15 protein-coding genes are annotated in these 18,225 nt (G+C 59.2%); 7 read left to right on the top strand and 8 right to left on the bottom strand.

Annotated features, from left to right (window positions below):
- Nucleotides 1-2: 2 nt before the first annotated feature.
- Nucleotides 3-887 (top strand): 3-hydroxyisobutyrate dehydrogenase, encoded by an 885-nt coding sequence (gene mmsB / locus BFN67_RS01295; protein ID WP_080917765.1) that lies wholly within the window; start codon nt 3-5, stop codon nt 885-887.
- Between the two features lie 267 nt (nt 888-1,154).
- Here the strand turns inward: mmsB and BFN67_RS01290 are convergent, their stop codons facing one another.
- On the bottom strand, nt 1,155-2,534 hold the full coding sequence (locus BFN67_RS01290) for an aspartate aminotransferase family protein (protein WP_080917764.1): 1,380 nt from the start codon (nt 2,532-2,534) through the stop codon (nt 1,155-1,157).
- Here BFN67_RS01290 and BFN67_RS24620 point away from each other — a divergent pair.
- Nucleotides 2,533-2,721, top strand: coding sequence for a hypothetical protein (locus tag BFN67_RS24620; RefSeq protein WP_204842110.1), 189 nt, complete (start codon nt 2,533-2,535; stop codon nt 2,719-2,721). The two genes, BFN67_RS01290 and BFN67_RS24620, sit on opposite strands and share 2 nt — an antisense overlap.
- Here the strand turns inward: BFN67_RS24620 and BFN67_RS01285 are convergent.
- Together BFN67_RS01285 and solA are read right to left on the bottom strand one after the other, a co-directional pair.
- Entirely contained in the window at nt 2,718-3,896 is a 1,179-nt protein-coding gene (locus BFN67_RS01285; protein ID WP_080917763.1) for an MFS transporter, read from the bottom strand. The genes BFN67_RS24620 and BFN67_RS01285 overlap by 4 nt on opposite strands.
- 87 nt (nt 3,897-3,983) lie before the next feature.
- Nucleotides 3,984-5,117 (bottom strand): N-methyl-L-tryptophan oxidase, encoded by a 1,134-nt coding sequence (gene solA, locus BFN67_RS01280; RefSeq protein ID WP_139788971.1) that lies wholly within the window; start codon nt 5,115-5,117, stop codon nt 3,984-3,986.
- A 191-nt stretch (nt 5,118-5,308) separates the two neighbouring features.
- On the opposite strand from solA, the gene BFN67_RS01275 reads away from it, so the two are divergent.
- The 3 genes from BFN67_RS01275 (at nt 5,309) to BFN67_RS01265 (ending at nt 11,268) form a co-directional block, all read left to right on the top strand.
- Nucleotides 5,309-6,886: a trimethylamine methyltransferase family protein gene (locus tag BFN67_RS01275; RefSeq protein ID WP_080917762.1), complete on the top strand. Its 1,578-nt coding sequence runs from the start codon at nt 5,309-5,311 to the stop codon at nt 6,884-6,886.
- A gap of 39 nt (nt 6,887-6,925) precedes the next feature.
- Complete coding sequence (locus BFN67_RS01270) at nt 6,926-9,496, top strand: GcvT family protein (protein WP_080917761.1); 2,571 nt, start codon at nt 6,926-6,928, stop codon at nt 9,494-9,496.
- 254 nt (nt 9,497-9,750) lie between these two features.
- Nucleotides 9,751-11,268 carry an ArnT family glycosyltransferase gene (locus BFN67_RS01265; RefSeq protein WP_158083453.1) on the top strand — a complete coding sequence of 506 codons (1,518 nt, stop codon included), beginning with the start codon at nt 9,751-9,753 and terminating at the stop codon, nt 11,266-11,268.
- Nucleotides 11,269-11,291: 23 nt separating this feature from the next.
- Here the strand turns inward: BFN67_RS01265 and BFN67_RS01260 are convergent, their stop codons facing one another.
- Both BFN67_RS01260 and BFN67_RS01255 read right to left on the bottom strand, forming a co-directional pair.
- Nucleotides 11,292-11,942, bottom strand: a complete 651-nt coding sequence (locus BFN67_RS01260) for a PhnD/SsuA/transferrin family substrate-binding protein (RefSeq protein ID WP_425349723.1) — start codon at nt 11,940-11,942, stop codon at nt 11,292-11,294.
- A 237-nt stretch (nt 11,943-12,179) separates the two neighbouring features.
- Nucleotides 12,180-13,190 carry a fatty acid desaturase gene (locus tag BFN67_RS01255; protein WP_080917758.1) on the bottom strand — a complete coding sequence of 337 codons (1,011 nt, stop codon included), beginning with the start codon at nt 13,188-13,190 and terminating at the stop codon, nt 12,180-12,182.
- Between the two features lie 212 nt (nt 13,191-13,402).
- On the opposite strand from BFN67_RS01255, the gene BFN67_RS01250 reads away from it, so the two are divergent.
- Together BFN67_RS01250 and bmt are read left to right on the top strand one after the other, a co-directional pair.
- Nucleotides 13,403-14,275, top strand: a complete 873-nt coding sequence (locus tag BFN67_RS01250) for a helix-turn-helix domain-containing protein (RefSeq protein ID WP_080917757.1) — start codon at nt 13,403-13,405, stop codon at nt 14,273-14,275.
- A 50-nt stretch (nt 14,276-14,325) separates the two neighbouring features.
- Nucleotides 14,326-15,336 carry a betaine--homocysteine S-methyltransferase gene (gene bmt, locus BFN67_RS01245; protein WP_080917756.1) on the top strand — a complete coding sequence of 337 codons (1,011 nt, stop codon included), beginning with the start codon at nt 14,326-14,328 and terminating at the stop codon, nt 15,334-15,336.
- 86 nt (nt 15,337-15,422) lie between these two features.
- On the opposite strand, the gene BFN67_RS01240 is transcribed toward bmt, so the two are convergent.
- Genes BFN67_RS01240 through BFN67_RS01230 form a run of 3 tightly spaced genes read right to left on the bottom strand, consistent with a single transcriptional unit; the run spans nt 15,423 to nt 18,078 of the window.
- Nucleotides 15,423-16,724: a CynX/NimT family MFS transporter gene (locus BFN67_RS01240; RefSeq protein WP_080917755.1), complete on the bottom strand. Its 1,302-nt coding sequence runs from the start codon at nt 16,722-16,724 to the stop codon at nt 15,423-15,425.
- 41 nt (nt 16,725-16,765) lie between these two features.
- The gene (locus BFN67_RS01235) at nt 16,766-17,455 is read right to left on the bottom strand and encodes a hypothetical protein (RefSeq protein ID WP_080917754.1); all 690 of its coding nucleotides are present in this window, start codon (nt 17,453-17,455) and stop codon (nt 16,766-16,768) included.
- Entirely contained in the window at nt 17,452-18,078 is a 627-nt protein-coding gene (locus tag BFN67_RS01230; protein ID WP_080917753.1) for a LysE family translocator, read from the bottom strand. Before BFN67_RS01230 ends, BFN67_RS01235 begins: the two co-directional genes overlap by 4 nt.
- Between the last annotated feature and the right edge of the window lie 147 nt (nt 18,079-18,225).

The following is an 18,225-nucleotide window of genomic DNA, read 5'->3' as shown; positions in this document are numbered from 1 at the left end:
CAATGACCACCATCGCTTTCATTGGCCTCGGTAATATGGGCAACCCGATGGCCGCCAATCTCGTCAAGGCCGGCCATACGGTGCTCGGCTTCGACCTCATGCCGGAGAATCTTGCCGTCGCAAAGGAGCACGGCGTCACCATCATGGCCGACGCAGGAGCAGCCGTGAAAGAGGCCGAAACCGTCATCACAATGCTGCCAGCCGGAAAACATGTGCTTTCGGTTTATGAGGACATTGCCGCAAAAGCGAAAAAGGCCACCCTGTTTATCGATTCATCGACCATCGACGTCGAATCGGCGCGCAAGGCGCACGCCATCGCCCAGAAACACGGCCATGCCTCGATCGACGCGCCGGTTTCCGGTGGCACCGGCGGCGCTGCGGCCGGGTCGCTGACCTTCATGGCCGGCGGCCGCAAGGACGCCTTCGCTCGCGCCGAGCCGATTCTCGAACCCATGGCCGGTCGCATCGTACATTGCGGCGATGATGGCGCCGGACAGGCCGCCAAGATTTGCAACAACATGATCCTTGGCATTTCCATGATCGGCGTTTCGGAAGCCTTCGTGCTCGCCGAAAAGCTCGGCCTGTCACATCAGGCGCTGTTCGATGTCGCCTCCACCGCCTCCGGCCAATGCTGGTCACTGACGAGCTATTGCCCGGTGCCGGGGCCGGTGCCGAACTCGCCTGCCAACAAAGATTATAAGCCAGGCTTCGCGGCAGCTCTGATGCTGAAGGATTTGAAGCTTGCCCAAGAGGCGGCACAGGCAGCCGGCGCGGCCACACCGCTCGGCGCAGAAGCGGCCCAACTTTACAATCTGTTCAACCAGCAGGGCAATGGTGGCGTGGACTTCTCCGGCATTATCGGATTCCTGCGCGGTCATTCGGCGTAAATATCAGTATTTATTACCATGTTCTAAAACGCGATGGATAAAAACTTCAAAATTTAGGTTTGATTAAGCTCTCGCTAACCACGCGGTAACGATGTGCCTGTAGAACGGAACGCGAGGCGGAAGTCGCAGTCCGCTGAGCGCTCCGGATCAGGTCTCGCGTACCGGAGCAGCCAAGTTTCGCAGGTTTGTCGTCGCGAAGCGCCATGCGTATCTGGCAAAGCCGCGCTCCTGGAGAGCGCGGCTTTTCCGTTGTCGGCCGCAACCGGGTCACATGGCCCGTAAATCGGCTTCGGCAAGATCGAGCGCCTTGGCGATGCGCTCGCAGGCCATGTCGATAGTGGCGCGCGTCCAGATCAACGGCGGCGACAGGATCATCGTGTCGCCGGTTGCCCGCAGCATCATGCCATTTGCAATGGCATGATCGCGCACCACGACAGCCGCTTTACCATTGCCCTCGAAGCGCTCCTTCGTAGCCTTGTCCTTGACGATCTCGATCGCTCCCATCAGCCCGACGGAACGCACCTCCCCGACAAGCCCTTTACCGGCAATCTGTTCCTGCAGGGCCTGCGCAAAATAGGGACCAGTGTCGGTCTTCACTCTCTCGACCAGCCCTTCCTTCTCGATAATATCGAGATTCGCCAACGCTACCGCACAAGCAACCGGATGCCCCGAATAGGTGTAACCGTGATTGAATTCGCCGGATTTTTCCACCAGCGTCCTGGCGATCCGGTCGCCGACCAGCAGCGCCGAAAGCGGCTGATAGCCTGACGTCAACGCTTTGGCTGTAGTGATGGTGTCGGGCGAAATGCCATAGGTCGTCGCGGCAAACCATTCGCCCGTGCGGCCGTAACCGGTGATAACTTCGTCCAGCATCAGCAGGACGTCATATTTGCGACAGATGCGCTCCACTTCCGGCCAGTAACTCGCCGGCGGGATCTTCACCCCGCCCGCACCCATGACCGGCTCGCCGATAAAAGCCGCAACCTTGTCCGCGCCGGCTTCGAGAATGGCGTCCTCAACGGCCCTGGCGGCGCGCAGGCCGAAATCATGATCGCTCTCACCCGGTAACGCTAGTTCATAGGCATAAGGCATCATCACATGCACAATGTTGGGAACGGCACCGCCAAGTTGCTGATGCATCGGCTCCATGCCGCCCAACGACGTGCCGGCCACGGTCGAGCCGTGATAGGCGTTCTGGCGCGAAATGATGCGGTTCTTCTCCGGCTTGCCTTCCAGCGCCCAGTAGTGACGCACCAGCCTCAGCGCCGTATCGTTGGCTTCCGAACCGGAAGATCCATAAAATACCTGGTCGATGCCCTTTGGTGCGATTTCGGCCAACCGCTTGGACAAGAGCACCGGCGTCGGCGTCGAGCATTTGAAGAACGAATTGTAGTAGGGTAATTCCTTCATCTGCCTGTAAGCGGCATCCGCGAGTTCATCGCGGCCATAGCCGACATTGACGCACCATAGACCGGCCATACCGTCGAGAATCTCGGCACCTTCAAGATCATAGATGAACGGGCCTTCGGCGCGTGTGATGATACGCGAGCCGGCCGCCCGCAATTCCTTGTGGTCGGTGAAGGGATGCAGGTGATGCGCCGCATCGATATGCTGAAGCTGCTTCAGCGAATAGTTCTGATAAGTCATGGATTTGATCCTCTTTCCTGAATCGATCCGGCAAGCGCCGGTGCGGATTTCAGGTGAGCGGCGGCGGCGAATAACCAATGCGTGCGCACAGCCGCAAAAGTTCGGCGTGGCGCGTACGCGGCGAAGGCGTCACGGCAACATCGAACCTGCTGCGATCGACTTGCGGAAAAACCATGCGCCAATCTAGCCGGAAGGCGTGCGGCCATTCAAGCCGGGGCGCCGCACGATGCTGGCAAGCACCAGCGCCACGCACATCGCACCCATCACCAGCGGCAGGCCCGGTGCTCCAAAAAGCTCCATCGCGGCGCCGGTCAGCGGCGGCAAGGCAACACCGCCGACGCCCCATGTCATGGCGAAAGCCGCGTTGCCGGCAAGCAGCGCCGGGCCGGAGAAGCGCTCGCCGAGTTCAATGATCGTCATGGTGTAGATGCCGAAGGACACGGCGCCCCAGACGAAGACCAAAGGCCACACCAGCAGTGTTTCCATCAAGTACGGCAGGAGCAGGCAACCAAGCGCAGTCAAAATCGCGCAGCCCAGCCGAACAATGCGGGCTCCCATTCGCTCCGCCAACAGGCCGAGCGGCACCTGCATGGCGATATTGCCGGCAACAAGAACCGACAGCAGCGCCGAAACCCGCCCCTCCGTGATACCGAAATACGCACCATAGACCGGCATCAAGGCAAGCACTGTCTGCTCGAAACCCGCTGCCACCACCACAGCGAAAAGCAACAGCCGGGCGAGCGGAATGAAGCCCAGGACCGACACTTTCGGGTCGGACTTGTGCACCTGCGGCAAGCGGTGCACCACCGAGGCGAGCACCGCGCCGCAGATAACGAAAGCACAGATGCCAATCAAAAAAGGCGGCCAACCTTCCGCGCCGACGAAAAGCAGGCAGAGGGGACCCGAAGCAAAGCCAGCCGAAGTCGAGGTGGAATAGATGCCCACGATGCGACCACGTCTTGCGGGCGGCGCCAGCGCGATGATCCAAACCTCGCTCAGCACGTAGAGCGGGTTCGTCACCATGCCCATCAGGAAGCGCAGTGGAAACCAGGCATAAAGATTGTAGGTCCAGCCGATCGCCACCAGCATCACCGCCGAAAGAACGGCGCAAGCGAGCGCGGTGCGCCCAGCTCCGAAGCGCCGCGCTAGCCATGGCACCAGGAGCGACGACAAGATGAAGCCGATCGGCGTCATCGCGGCTGACAGGCCGATCAGCGCCGGTGCAACGCCCTGCCGGTGCAGAATGAAGGACAGCAGCGGATAGGTCAGACCCTGCGCAATGGCGAACACCGAGACCGTCGCAATGACGCCCGCAATAACCATCCAGGAGACGGGTCTCGATTCATGGCTCTGTTCGCTCATGCCGCAACAGGATCAGGGCCATTTGCCAAAAGCAATCTCGTACGGGGCCAGGACCAATCGAAGGCCCTCGCCTGAACCGATGCGCACTTAGCTTGCGAAGCGCTCAATAGTGAAACGCGACAGGTCATGCGCAGTCATGCGCTCCGTCGCAAGATCGGCCAGCGCCTCTCCGATCACGCTGGCAAACTTGTACCCGTGGCCGGAACAGGGAGAAGCCACTACGATGCGCGGATCGGCTGGCAACAGGTCGATGATGAAATCCTCGTCCGGCGTTTTGGTATAGATGCAGGTCCGCATCTTTTTCAGCGGTCCCGCCGCTGCCGGCAAATACCGCTCCAGAAAACGGCGCATGCGCGCCTCGTCAGCCGGACCGGCATCCTGTGTGGCGCTTGCGGCATCAGCAAGGACGCCGCTATCGTTGTGAAAGGCGCACTTGAAACCGGACGCGGTAAACTGCGGGAATCCGTAACCAACCTCGCCATCGGCGCCGTCGATGATGAAAACCGGGAGGCTGCCGAGCGCCACATCGGCTGGGTCGCGCGCCTCAAACCAGCACAGAACCTGCCGTGTCAGCGTCAGTACGGGCTTGAGTTGCGGCACGAACTCTCCGACCCAGGCACCGGTTGAGACAATCACCGATCCGGCCTCGAAAGTTCCTTGCTCCGTGATAATGCGAACGGACGTCGCGTTCGATTCAATGGCAAGCACGGGGTTGTTCATCACCACGCGCGCACCTGTCGCTTGTGCCAATTTAACATGCAGCGCATTGGCCTTCTCGGGTTGCAGGAAACCGCCGTCCGGCTGCCATACACCGCTGTAGCCGTCCGGCAGGTGAAACTGCGGGAACCGCTTTTCGATCGCCCGCGCATCCAAGGCCTCATGCGGCAGACCATGCAGGCGGCTTGCCGCCAGCGAACCTTTCACGATCATGCTGCCCGGCTTACCCATTTCCAGAATACCGGTGACGGTAAGTATTGTTTCGTTGGTTAGCGTCTCCAGTGCGCGCCAGTTCTCATAGGCCTTTCGAGCCAGCGGCACATAGGAAGGGTGTTCGAAATAACCGAGCCGGATGGCGCGCGATTCGCCATGCGAGGAGCCACGCTCATGCCCGATCTCAAAACGCTCGATTCCGATGGCTCGCACGCCACGCCGCGCAAGATGGAACAGTGCGGCACTTCCCATCGCGCCCAAACCGACGACGGCCACGTCACAAAAACTCAATTTACCCTCCTTCCCAGTCCGCAATCATGGCCCGCTCGACAGTGGGCACAGACATGGCGCGAGCAATTACCAGTATGCGGAAAGCCCAGCAGTCATGTCGTTTCCTTCGTCCTACGGGTCGTAGCCTCCGCATTGGTCGCATCAACTCAGGTTCATTATGCCGGCGCAACACTCGAGGCACAGGAACAGACATGAATGCAGAGCTTCCTCCCGACAAACCGGCCTCGGCGGCCGAGCATGTACGGCGCGGCGGTCGGGCCGGCAAGCGTTCGCATGATCGCGCGGCATTCGAGCAACCTGCCTTTCGCCAACCCAGATTGCCGTTCCAGCCAACCAAGCTGATTTCCGACGATCAACTCGAATCGATCCACCTAGCCTCATTGCGCGTGCTGAAGGAGATCGGCGTCGACGTCCTGCACGATGAGGCCCGGCGCATCATGAAAGCGCACGGCGCCGACGTCCGCGATGGTAGAGAACGCGTGCGCTTCGATGCCGATATGGTACTTGACTTGATTGCGCATGCGCCGTCCGAATTCACACTGCATGCCCGCAATCCGGCGCATAATGTTCGACTGGGTGGCGACAACATCATTTTCGCGCAGATGGCGTCGGCGCCGAACTGCTCCGATGCTGACCACGGACGGCGCCCCGGCAACCAGATGGACTTTCGCAATCTGGTGAAGCTTGGCCAGATGCACAATATTCTTCATGTCACTGGTGGTTATCCGGTCGAACCGGTCGACCTTCATCCGTCGATTCGCCATCTGGAGTGTTTGCGCGACTTCGTGATCCTGACCGACAAAGTCTTCCACGCCTATTCTCTGGGCCGCGAACGAAATCTGGACGGTATTGAAATCGCCCGCATCGGGCGTGGCGTGGCGATGGAACAATTCGTCGAAGAGCCCTCGCTTCTGACCATCATCAACACCAACTCGCCGCTAAAACTCGATATCCCGATGATGGAAGGGATCATCCAGATGGCATCGCACGGGCAAGCTGTCATAGTCACGCCCTTTACTCTCGCGGGAGCAATGGCGCCGGTAACGGTAGCTGGCGCGCTGGTTCAGCAGAATGCCGAAGCGCTCGCCGGCATCGCCTTCGCACAGATGGTGAGGAAAGGCGCGCCGGTGGGCTATGGGGGCTTCACGTCCAATGTCGACATGAAGTCAGGCGCGCCGGCGTTCGGAACCCCGGAATATATGAAGGCGCAACTCATCGGCGGCCAACTGGCCCGCCGCTACAAAATTCCCTACCGCACGTCGAATGTTTGCGCCGCTAATACACTCGATGCACAGGCAGCTTATGAAAGCGTGTTTTCGCTGTGGGGCTGCGTCCAGGGCGGCGGCAACTTCATCAAGCACGCCGCCGGTTGGCTGGAAGGCGGCCTCACCTGTTCTTATGAGAAAACCATTCTCGACATCGATCTGTTGCAAATGATCGCTGAGTTTCTGACACCGCTCGATTTCTCTGAAGAAGCGCTGGCGATCGACGCCATCCGCGATGTAGGACCTGGCGGTCACTTCTTCGGCACGCCGCATACCCAGGCTCGTTACAAGACGGCTTTCTATCCACCCATCGTCTCTGACTGGCGCAATTTCGAGACATGGGTTGAACACGGCTCTCCGACAGCGATACAGCGCACGAACCGTGTCTGGAAGGAGCGACTGGCGATCTATGAGGAGCCACATATCGATCCCGCTATCCGTGAGGAAATCGATGCCTTCGTCGCGCGGCGCAAAGCCGAAGGCGGCGCCCCGACGGATTTCTGATCAATCTGAATCATTTACTCCATTCTCGGACCTATCTCCATGAAATCCCATGCAAAAGTTATTGTCATCGGCGGCGGCGTCGTCGGCTGTTCGGTTCTTTATCACCTCGCCAAAGCGGGATGGAACGACATCATGCTCATCGAGCGTTCGGAATTGACGTCCGGTTCCTCCTGGCATGCCGCCGGCGGCTTCCATACACTCAATGGCGATCCGAACGTTGCCAAGCTGCAAGCTTATACGGTGCAACTCTATAAGGAGATCGAGGAGCTTTCCGGCCAATCCTGTTCGTTGCACCTGACTGGCGGCGTCATGCTGGCAGACAGCCCCGAGCGCATGGACTTCCTCAGGCTCGCCCATGCCAAAGGGCGCTATCTCGGTATGGACACGGAACTGATCACGCCTGCGGAAGCCAAGGCGATGTTCCCGCTCATGGATGAGAAGAACTTCGTCGGCGCCATGTGGGATCCTGTCGAGGGTCATCTCGATCCGTCCGGCACGACCATCGCCTATTCCAAGGCAGCCAAGAAGCTCGGCGCCGAAATCGTGCTGCGCAACCGCGTGGTGGAACTGACGCAGGAGGCGGACGGCACCTGGAATGTCGTCACCGAACAGGGCACCGTGAAGGCTGAGCATGTGGTGAACTGTGGTGGCTTATGGGCCCGCGAAGTCGGGCGCATGGTCGGCATCGAATTGCCGCTGCTCGCCATGGAGCATATGTACCTGCTGACCGAGCCGATGCCGGAGGTCGAGGAATTCAACGCTCGCACGGGCCGCGAGATGGTCGGCGTGCTCGACTTCAAGGGCGAGATTTATACGCGTCAGGAGCGCAACGGCGTGCTGCTCGGCACCTATGAAAAGGCCTGCAAGCCTTGGTCGCCGATCAACACGCCGTGGGATTTCGGCCACGAGCTTTTGCAGCCCGACATTGACCGCATCGCGCCCTCGCTGGAAGTCGGCTTCAGGCATTTCCCTGGCATCGAAAAGGCCGGCATCAAGCAAATCATCAACGGTCCATTCACCTTCGCACCGGATGGCAATCCTCTTGTCGGCCCGGTGCCTGGATTGAGCAACTATTGGGTCGCATGCGCGGTCATGGCCGGCTTTTCGCAAGGCGGCGGCGTCGGCCTCGCGCTGTCGAACTGGATGGTCAACGGCGATCCCGGCTTTGATGTTTGGGGCATGGACGTTGCCCGTTTCGGCGAATGGGCGACCCTCCGTTACACCAACGCCAAGGTGCGCGAAAACTATTCCCGGCGCTTTTCGATCCGTTTTCCAAACGAGGAATTGCCGGCTGCAAGACCGGCGCAGACCACTCCACTCTACGACACCATGCTCGCCAACAATGCGGTGATGGGCGATAGCTGGGGGCTCGAAACTCCGCTATGGTTCGCGCCGAGAGGAACAGAGCCGAAAGACAGCGTTTCCTTCCGCCGCTCCAACGATTTCGAACATGTCGGTGCCGAAGTGCGAGCTGTACGCGAAGGCGTCGGCGTCACCGAAATCGCCAATTTCGCCAAATATGAGGTGTCAGGGTCAGGTTCGGAAGATTTTCTCAACCGGCTGATGACCAACCGCATGCCGAGGAAGAGACGCATCGTCCTTACTCCGATGCTCAATGAATCCGGCAAGTTGATCGGCGATTTCACCATCGCGCATGCGGATACCGACCGATTCATGGTCTGGGGTTCGTCGGCCGCCGCCAGATATCATATGCGCTGGTTCGAAAAACATCTGCCGAAGGATGGTTCCGTCCGTATCCACCGCTTTGATCAGACGCTTGTCGGCCTGTCGATTGCCGGTCCGAAATCACGCGATCTGCTGCAAAAACTGGTCGACACCGACGTTTCCAACACCGCCTTCCGCTTCATGGATTATCGCGAGATGGCGGTCGGCGGCGCACCAGCAATCGTTAACCGGGTGACTTATACCGGCGATCTCGGCTACGAGATCTGGATGCAGCCGGCTTATCAGCGTCTCGTCTACGAGAGCATCAAAGAAACGGGCTCGGAATTCGGCATTGTCGATTTCGGCATGCGCGCGCTGCTTTCCATGCGCCTGGAAAAGAATTTTCCCACGTGGTTTCGTGAACTGCGGCCGATCTACGGTCCGTTCGAGGGCACAATGGACCGCTTCATCCGCATGGAAAAGAACGATTTCATTGGTCGCGAGGCCGCAGCGAAAGAGCGGGAACAAGGTCCGAAACTGCGTCGTGTCTCTTTCGTCGTTGACGCACTCGACGCCGACGTGATGGGTGACGAGCCGATCTGGGCGAAGGTTTCCACCGACTACGGCACGATAGAAAAGCCGCATGGCTATGGCGCGCAGCGTTTCGACGAAACCGGAAAGGAAGTACGCACCTCGCAAGCCGACGAAGGTGCATCCTCGATCCGCGGCATCATCGACGGCGATTGGCGGGTCGTCGGCTGGGTGACGTCCGGCGGTTACGCCCATCATGTTCAAAAGTCGATGGCGCAAGGCTATGTGCCGGCAGCACTGGCTGGAAACGACGGTGAAGGCCTGTTCGAGATCGAGATTCTCGGGGCACGGCGCCCTGCCCGCATCAATATCGAGCCATTGTTCGATCCGACCGGCGCAAAGATGCGGAGCTGAACCGGCTGCTAGAGCGCCGTGCGTTCAATCGAACGCACAAACGACGCTCTAACACTTTGACGGAGCATCGGATTGACCCAAAACGAATTCCACTTTTCGGTCCAAAGCTCCAGCGATTCCGACGTCCGGAAATGCTCGCAGCAAACAGGGATTCAAACGTCAAATTCCTCCCTCAAGTATTAGCAGCCGCTGGTTGTGAAGCAGGGCGGCTTCATGGTAGCGGGGCACGATCCTGCGTGGCCATGGAGTGCCGATTGAATTTTGCCGACAAATCCGCTGACTGGCTGAGTATCGCCAGAATCGGCCCCTTCGGCGCCCTTACTGTGCTGCTTGCGCTTTATTGCGTCGTGCAGGTCGTCATGATGCCGCTTCTTTCAGTCTGGATGGGCACCGGAGTCGGCGTCGATGATGCCGAACAGCTGATGTATATGCGCTTTCTGTGGGCCGGCTATGGCGGCTCGCAACCGCCATTGTTCACCTGGCTGCTGTGGCTTGTCTCGTCGATCTTCGGCACCAGCGTGCTCACCCTCAAGATCGTGAAGTACACACTGTACCTGGCAACACTGCTTGCAATCTTCGCCGCTGTTCTACGTTCCGGTTATTCCCGGCGCGCGGCAACCGCCGCAATGCTCGGCCTGTTCCTCTTCCCGCAATTCCTCTGGGAAATGCAGCACAGCCTGTCGCATTCAGTTGCCGCAGTGTGCTTTTCCGCAGTTCTGCTGCTTGCATATTTCGAATTGCTGCGCAGCCGCTCCAATCTCGCCTACATTGCCTTCGGTCTGGCGATGGGTTTGGCTATCCTCGGCAAATACAACAATTTCATCTTGATCGCCGCCCTGTTCACGGCTGCGCTCTCCCTGAGAGAGGCGCGCAGGGTCGTCTTCACCCCACGCATGACAATAAGCCTTGCCGTAGCGCTGCTTGTCTGCCTGCCAACGCTATACTGGAACGTCGCCCATCCGGGTGAATTCATGGCTCGCAGCTATAAATTCGGTCTTGCCTCGAACGGCCTGACGACTCGCCTGGCCGGCATTGCGCGATTTCTCGATGCTGCACTGAACTTCGCCGGAGTACCGATTCTGGTCAGTGCCTTGGCTTTTCTCCTGGCGCGGTCCGCACCGCGGTCCGAACCCCTGCCGCCAGCCATCTGGGAAAAACTCACCGTCCGCACTATAGCCATCGGCTTCGGCATCATCGCGATCTTGATGATTGCGAGCGGCGCGACTAAATTCCGCGATCGCTGGTTTCTACCGGTCCTGCTCTTTCTGCCCGTCGCCGTCGCCATGTACGCAGACAGATTGGGCGAGCGCGGCATTGTGGCCCAAAAGGTTCTGATCTGTACGGGCGCCGTGCTTGCATTGCTCGCCCTTCCTTTCACCTGGTACTATCAGGTTTATGGTGGAACGAGCGGTGGCAGCATTGCGCGCATCGACTATAGCCAACTTTACAAGGACATGACCGTCAACGGGCCAGTGAATACCGTGGTCTCGGATTGGCACTGGGTTGGCAATCTGCGGCTTGTCGAGCCGCAACTCGTTGTCTTGAGCCCGGAAGTGCCAGATTTTTCACACCAGCTACGCGAACCGGTGATGCTTATCCTGCTCGATACAGGCACCCCAAGACCGGGCATGCTGGAGGTGGCCGCAAAGGCCGGTTATGAGCCTGCGGATTACGGCCGAGCGTTCGAGATCAAGCAGATATTCGGCGGCAATGGCGAGCCAAGACAGGTTTTCACTATGCGTCTGAAAAAGATCGCGTCCACGCCGCAATAAGATGCGAAGCACGCAGAACGACCTCAGTCGATGGGGTCTGTATCCGTCGTCATGCCGAGTTCATGCAGCGTCTCACGCAGAACGAGCCGATCTCTTTGCGATACCGCCCTGCCCGCAATGAAAGGCAGGCCCTTGCGGCGCGCTGTCCACCCAACGACCCGAAGTCCGGCTGAAACGGTCGGCTCGAAATGTTTGAAAAGACTCCATGAACGACAATCTATTGCCGCAACGTCCGCTTTGCCCCGTGCGACCGCACGGAGCGAGGCGCGGTGCCCTCCAGTTTCGATGCAACTGGAAAACAATCCCAGTGTTTCATCGAGCGATTCAATATCCCGGCTGATTGCGAGCATGCCAGACATCGAGTCCACGCTGTTATAGGCAAGGCGCCTGCCGCGCAGCAGATCCAGCGAAAGGAGCGAACCACCACTTACCGGTGGCACAACCGCTTGATCGCAGATGTCCGAGCGCATGACGAGTGCACTGGAATAAAGTTCGCCGTCACCTCCTTCGAAGGCCGAATAATCGGGCTGACCGATGACCGAGACATGCGCGGCAAGGCCGAGCCCCATCGGTCCCCAACATGTCTGCGCAAACAACAATGCCGGATGTAACCAGAGCGCGTGCAAATCGAACTCATTTGGCGGCAGCGTTGCGGGATCTGGCGCAATTGTCATACCCGCCTGATCACGAATCCCGCCTGGAACGGGCGGCAGGTCGGCATTCCGGCGCACTAGCTTACTTGGCGCATCAACGCCCTTGTTATGAAGCGCCACGCATAGCGCTGCCCACTCCGCATCCGTCGCCGCCCGCGTTTCGGGCCAGTCATACATCGGCAGCGCCGCGATCCATTGGCTCATAGTATGAAGGACAAGTTTCCGGTTGCGGATGCAAGTCTCGGCCGAAGATTACGTTCATTCCTTCGGCGGTTCGGCCGGCACTGGCGCACTGCCCAGCCCATTCAGGCTGCGGGCACGAATACGAGGCTTGAATGCCCGGCCTGATTCAGGGGTTCGGCGCAGCACAGGATGCACCACCGGCTCCTTGGCACGGAACGCATACACCTTCAACATGGCGAAATAATTAGGAAAGATATAGCCGTTGTTTTCTTTCAGCCACGCCTCGCGGCGGGCACGAAACAGCCTCGGCAACTGATACCATGCGACAGTCGGCTGCTTATGATGAACAAAATGAAGATTGTTGTTGAGGAACAGAAGCGCCAGCGGTGAATGCTCCACAATCACAGTACGCCCCTCCGGACGCTCCGACCATTGATGTTCGGCAAAGGTGCGGATGGAAATCAACGACAGGCCGATCCATGTCGGTGCGAGAATGTAGAGCCAGATCGGCATGCCGAAGCTGAAATGCACGATGACCAGCACAGGAACCAACCCCGCGACATGCAGGAACCATGCCTTGCGGATGCTGCGATCTCCGGCCAGTATGGCTTTCACATCGGCAATGAAGAAGCCGACGAAGGCAAGCCATGGCCCGAAGATCAGGCGGCCAATCATCGTGTTGTTGATATGCAGCAGATATTGCATCGCTCGCGGCATTGTGTCGTGCCGCCATAGCGCCTGATAATAGCTTTCAGGATCGTCGAACGGATCGGTCAGCCGCTCGTCATAATGATGGCGTAGATGCAGCGTTTTGAATCGGCGATACGGCCATGCAATGCCGAGAGGCAGGAAGACCAGCCATTCGTTGATGCGTGCATAGCGTGTCGGATGCCCGTGCAGCACCTCGTGAACGAGCGATGAGTGCAACGCTACGGTCAAGGCCAGCAAGCCAAGAGCGAGGAGCGGATACGCCGGCCAGATGAACAGGCCAGCGACCAACCACAGCCCATAGCAGAACAGAATAAGCGCGACAGTCGGCCACTCGACCGCTCGTGCCTGTCCTGCCCTGCCTTGCCTGCTCGTCATCGTCGTCAATCTCCGGAATCATTGAATGCTGACAACATGGTGTCAGGACACATTTTCGCCGACAACGCGACAATGCGCATATAACGTTTATTATGCGCACCTAAGTCATCTTATGTTGTGAATTATCAACTCGTGGATAGAATAACCTTGGGGCGAATGTGGCTACCATGCCTCCGCAATGGAATATTTTACTGCCAGAAGGGAATACTAAGATGGACAAGCGCGACCTCTCTGGCGTCTTCCGTGATCGGCTTCGGCTCCTTCTGACACGCTCCGACCTCAACCAGTCGGCGTTTGCTGCCACGGTCGGTATCGATCGCTCAGCCTTGTCGCAATTGCTGTCAGGCACCTCCACACGCTTGCCGCGCGCCGAGACACTGCTCAATATCGCCGCGAGGTTCGAGGTCTCGCTGGATTGGATGCTCGGCCTCAGTCACGATGAAGGCGTTACCGGCGAGATCCGGGAAAGCCTGGAGATCGAGGAAGCGTCAGGCGGTTTCGACCAGACGCTTTTGGCGAAATGGCACGCTGAGGCGATCGGCACCAAAATTCGCTATGTGCCGGCGGGCATTCCCGATCTGCTACGCACGGAAGCGCTTGTCGAATATGAATCCGGCATCACCAACCGAAGCCGCGAAACGCAGATCGACGAGACGCAATATCGCATCGATTACAACCGCCGCCCCGAGACGGACATGGAAGTATGCATGCCGCGCCATACACTGGAAATCTTCGCGCGCGGGTTGGGCATATGGAGCGGTTTTCCGCCGGCCGCACGGCGGGCTCAACTCCTCTACATGGCGCATCTCCTGGAAGATCTCTATCCGACGTTCCGGCTGTTTCTTTATGATGGGCGCGCGCGCTATTCGATCCCCTACACGATTTTCGGACCGTATCGTGCGGCCATCTATGTCGGCGATATGTATCTGGTGCTGAGTGCCGCACAACCGATCCAGAAGTTCACCCGTCATTTCGACAATCTGATCCGGGCCGCCGACATCAACGCCCATGAAGCGGGGAATTTCGCCCGCCAACTGGCTGAAATGGTGATTGCAACAGACACCGCAGACATTGACATCATATAAAGATTTCTTTATATGATTAGTCAAAACACTCACCCAAAGGCCCGCCATCAATGCTCAATCCGATCGATGCCCTGATCGCCGAAAAAGGCGTGCTTCTCGCAGACGGCGCTACCGGGACCAATTTGTTTGCCATGGGCCTGGAAGCGGGCGAGGCCCCTGAACTTCTTAACGAAACGGCGCCTGAGACAATAACCAGCCTGCATAAAAACTTTGTCGAGTCCGGCGCCGACATCATCCTGACCAATTCCTTCGGCGGTACCCGTCATCGACTGAAACTCCATCATGCGCAGGATCGCGTTTTCGAATTGAACAAGCGCGCGGCGGAGATCGCCCGCGCTGTCGCTGACAAGGCGGATCGCAAGGTCATCGTCGCCGGTTCGGTCGGCCCGACCGGCGAACTTCTGGTTCCACTCGGCGCCATGACTTATGACGAGGCGGTCGATGCTTTTGCGGAGCAAATCGAGGGCCTGAAGGCCGGCGGTGCGGAAGTCGCCTGGATCGAGACCATGTCTGCACCGGACGAAATCCGAGCCGCGGCGGAAGCGGCGATCCGGGTTGGTCTGCCTTACACCTACACCGGTTCGTTCGACACCGCGGGCCGCACCATGATGGGCCTCTTGCCGAAGGATATCCACGCCGTAGCTGACGGATTGGCCGAGGCGCCGCTTGGCGTTGGTGCCAATTGCGGCGTCGGTGCGTCTGACATCCTGGCATCGCTGCTCGACATGACGGAGGCGAAGCCGGATGCCACCGTCATCGTCAAAGGCAATTGCGGCATCCCCGAATTTCACGGATCGGAAATCCACTATTCCGGCACGCCGGAACTAATGGCCGATTACGTCCGGCTTGCGGTCGATGCCGGCGCCAGAATCATCGGCGGTTGCTGCGGAACGTCTTTCGGCCATCTGGCTGCCATGCGCAAAGCCCTTGACAACCACCAGAAAGCAACACGGCCGACCCTGAACACGATCATCGAACGTATCGGGCCGTTGCGCAACAAGGCTCCATCGAGCACGGAGACCGGCGAAGGGCGCCGGGAACGCCGGCGAGGCCGCGGCTGATCCCTCGTTTTCGATTATTCCGATATCCGGCCAAAGTGTGAGATGCACTCAGTTGAACGCACGGCACTTTAGCCACGGTTGCCTTCTCAGCCAGCCTTGCCGACCGATACGGTCCTAGCCCCGACATGCAGTGCCCTGCCCGCTCCGCTGCCCATCCAGGCAGCGGCAACGCCGAGCGTCACCATCAACACGGCCGCCCAGTCGAAGCTGCCGGTCCAACTGCGGATCAGGCCGACAAGCAGAGGCCCGATAGCCGCAAGAACATAGCCGATACCCTGTGCCATGCCTGAAAGGTGCGCGGCGACATGGGAGTCGGGCGAACGCAGAACGATCACGATCATCGCTGCCGCAATCAACCCGCCCTGCCCGATGCCCTGGAGCACTGCCCAGAACGGAACCGTCCATGTCGGGGCGAACATCAGGCCTAGCAGAGCGGCCGTGGCAAGCGCGACGAGACCGACATTGACGCCACGCTGGTTGCGCCGGCGCACGGCAAAGGACGGCACGGCAAGACAGGTAATCACCTGTGCCATCACCGAAAGAGAGACGATGCCGCCCGCAACGGCAGGTTCGAAACCGCGCTCGCGCAGGATTGGGGCCAGCCAGCCGAACACGCAATAGGCCAAAGCCGATTGCAATCCCATGAATAACGTCACCTGCCATGCGAGTCGGTCCTGCCACAGACCGACCACACGGAAGGCTGAACGTGCGCGCGGCATCCTGGCTGACAGCGCCTGCGGGGCAAAGATGAAGATCACGGCCAATCCCGGCACCGCCCAGGCAGCAAGCGCGCCCGACCACGAACCAGCGACGCTTTCAATAGGAAGCGTCAGTCCGGCACCGGCAGCCGCGCCGGCACAAAGCGCCATGGTATAAAACCCCGTCATGATCGCTGCGCTTTCGGGGAAATCACGTTTGACCACGCTCGGCAGCAGGACATTTGAAACGGCGATGGCAGCGCCCGCCAATAACGTCGAGAAAAATAGCAGCGGCACCGACTCAACGCCGCGCAACGCAGTGCCGATCGTCAGCAGCAACAATGCTCCCAACAATATACGCTCAGCGCCGAATCGCCGCGCCAATTCAGGTGCAAAAGGCGCGAAAACACCGAGACAGACCACCGGCAATGCAGTGAGCAGGCTAGCTCCCGCAGTCGAAAGACCGGTTGCATGGGTTACCTCCGCCAAAAGCACGGAAAGTGACGAAAACAATGGCCGCAAATTGAAGGCAATCATCACTAAGCTGGCGCCGAACAGCAATTTTGTTCCTCGCGAGCGGAACCGCGGTGCTGACGGCGGAGGAAGGCTGTCTTCTTCGGCATCGACAAGTTGCCTGCCCAAGGCGGCCAAAGGCGGCTGGGAGGGAGTGTGGGATGCATTATCGGGCATTCAACAACCGGTCGAGTTCTCGGAGGCATTTCGAGCGGGCCTCAATCTCGCATAGGCAAGCCCGCGAACGCCGCCATGTGGAATACCTGCACCTCTAACGGATAGCGATGGGCCACGCCATAGGGGCACGCATTGCGATCAAGGCAGCCAGTTGTTCGACAGGGTTCACCATTCTGCCCTCGCACATGCGTAAGGCAATCCTGATAGGCGAAACCGGAGGACGAATAGGCCCGAGCCGGACAGGCCTTCAGGCAAGGTTTTCCAACACATGCGTCGCAAAGATGAATCGGTTTCTCAAGTGCCGTCACCACTATTTCCCGGTCGAACAGAAGCGCTCCGCGATAGGCGTGCCACAGGCCATATTCCGGGTGCATCAGGATACCGAGCGGGGACGACCGAAGCCCCTCCGCCCGCATGGCCCATTGCTGGAATGGCATGAATGGCCTCTCACTGGGCGAAATTGCCCTCGCTCCGACCTGCGCCGCCACCTCACCGATAACCAGGTTGGACCAGGTATCGAGCGGGTTCTCGATGTTTTCCGGTTGGTCGGCCAGCCAACGCTGAAAATGCGGCCAAGGCGCCGCGCCTGCCTGCCCCACCAGAAGAACCGCCTTTGCCGGCTCCCCCGAAGGGCCGGGCGGCGCGTCTTCCGAAGCGCCAAAATTAAAGCCGCCGCGTAAGATCAGACCATGCGGCGCAAATAGTCTGGCGACCGATGCGCAATCGGTCACGGCATCAACGGCGTGCGGCTGCCGGCAAGAATGCGGCCGCCGACCAGAATGAAGCAGGCTCCGGCGAATCTTTCAATCCAGTGTCGAGTTCGACTGAATAGACGCACGACCGGGCCGGACGACATGAACAGGCTGACGATGGAATACCAGATCAGCGAGCTTGCAATAATCAGCACTATCATGGCCGCCATAAGCCAACCTGGCGTCGCTGCCGTGACTGAAGTAGCAAAAACGGAGGCGAACAGAACGATGGCTTTGGGATTGGTCAGCGTCACGCCAAGCCCGAAGATCAGCGGATTGCCGCGCCTCGCCTTTTGACTGAGTTCAACCGGTTCGGGCTTGGCCAAAAGAAGCTTGATGCCGAGATAGATAAGGTAGGCGCCGCCGACGATACGGATCAGCCAAGCCAGCCATTCGAAGCGGATCAGTACAGCCGACAGGCCGGCAAGGCCGAGCGTCGCATAGAAGCCCAGCCCAATCGAGACCCCAATGGCCGTAAGCAGCCCCGCCTTGGCTCCGTGTGTCATCGAAGAGCGCACCACGCCGATGAAATCCGGCCCGGGCAGGACAAGAGCCGGGATGAAAATGGCAAAAACGCTGATTAGAACGACGGCCGGGTGCATGGCGAAATCCTCCGAAACCCGATGAGGATTTCATCTGGCCGGCGCACCTGCAAGCAGGATTTCAGCCAGCCCGCATCCCCGTCCAAATGCACGTCATTCTCCATCCGGCTGCTTGAAGGCGCTGCGCCAGACTTCCTTATGGATGAT

It is taken from the genome of Manganibacter manganicus, assembly GCF_002075885.1.
Classification (GTDB): Bacteria; Pseudomonadota; Alphaproteobacteria; order Rhizobiales; family Rhizobiaceae; genus Mesorhizobium; species Mesorhizobium manganicum.
The sequence above is the reverse complement of the archived record's forward strand: the minus strand, read 5'-3'. Positions and strand labels throughout refer to the sequence as shown.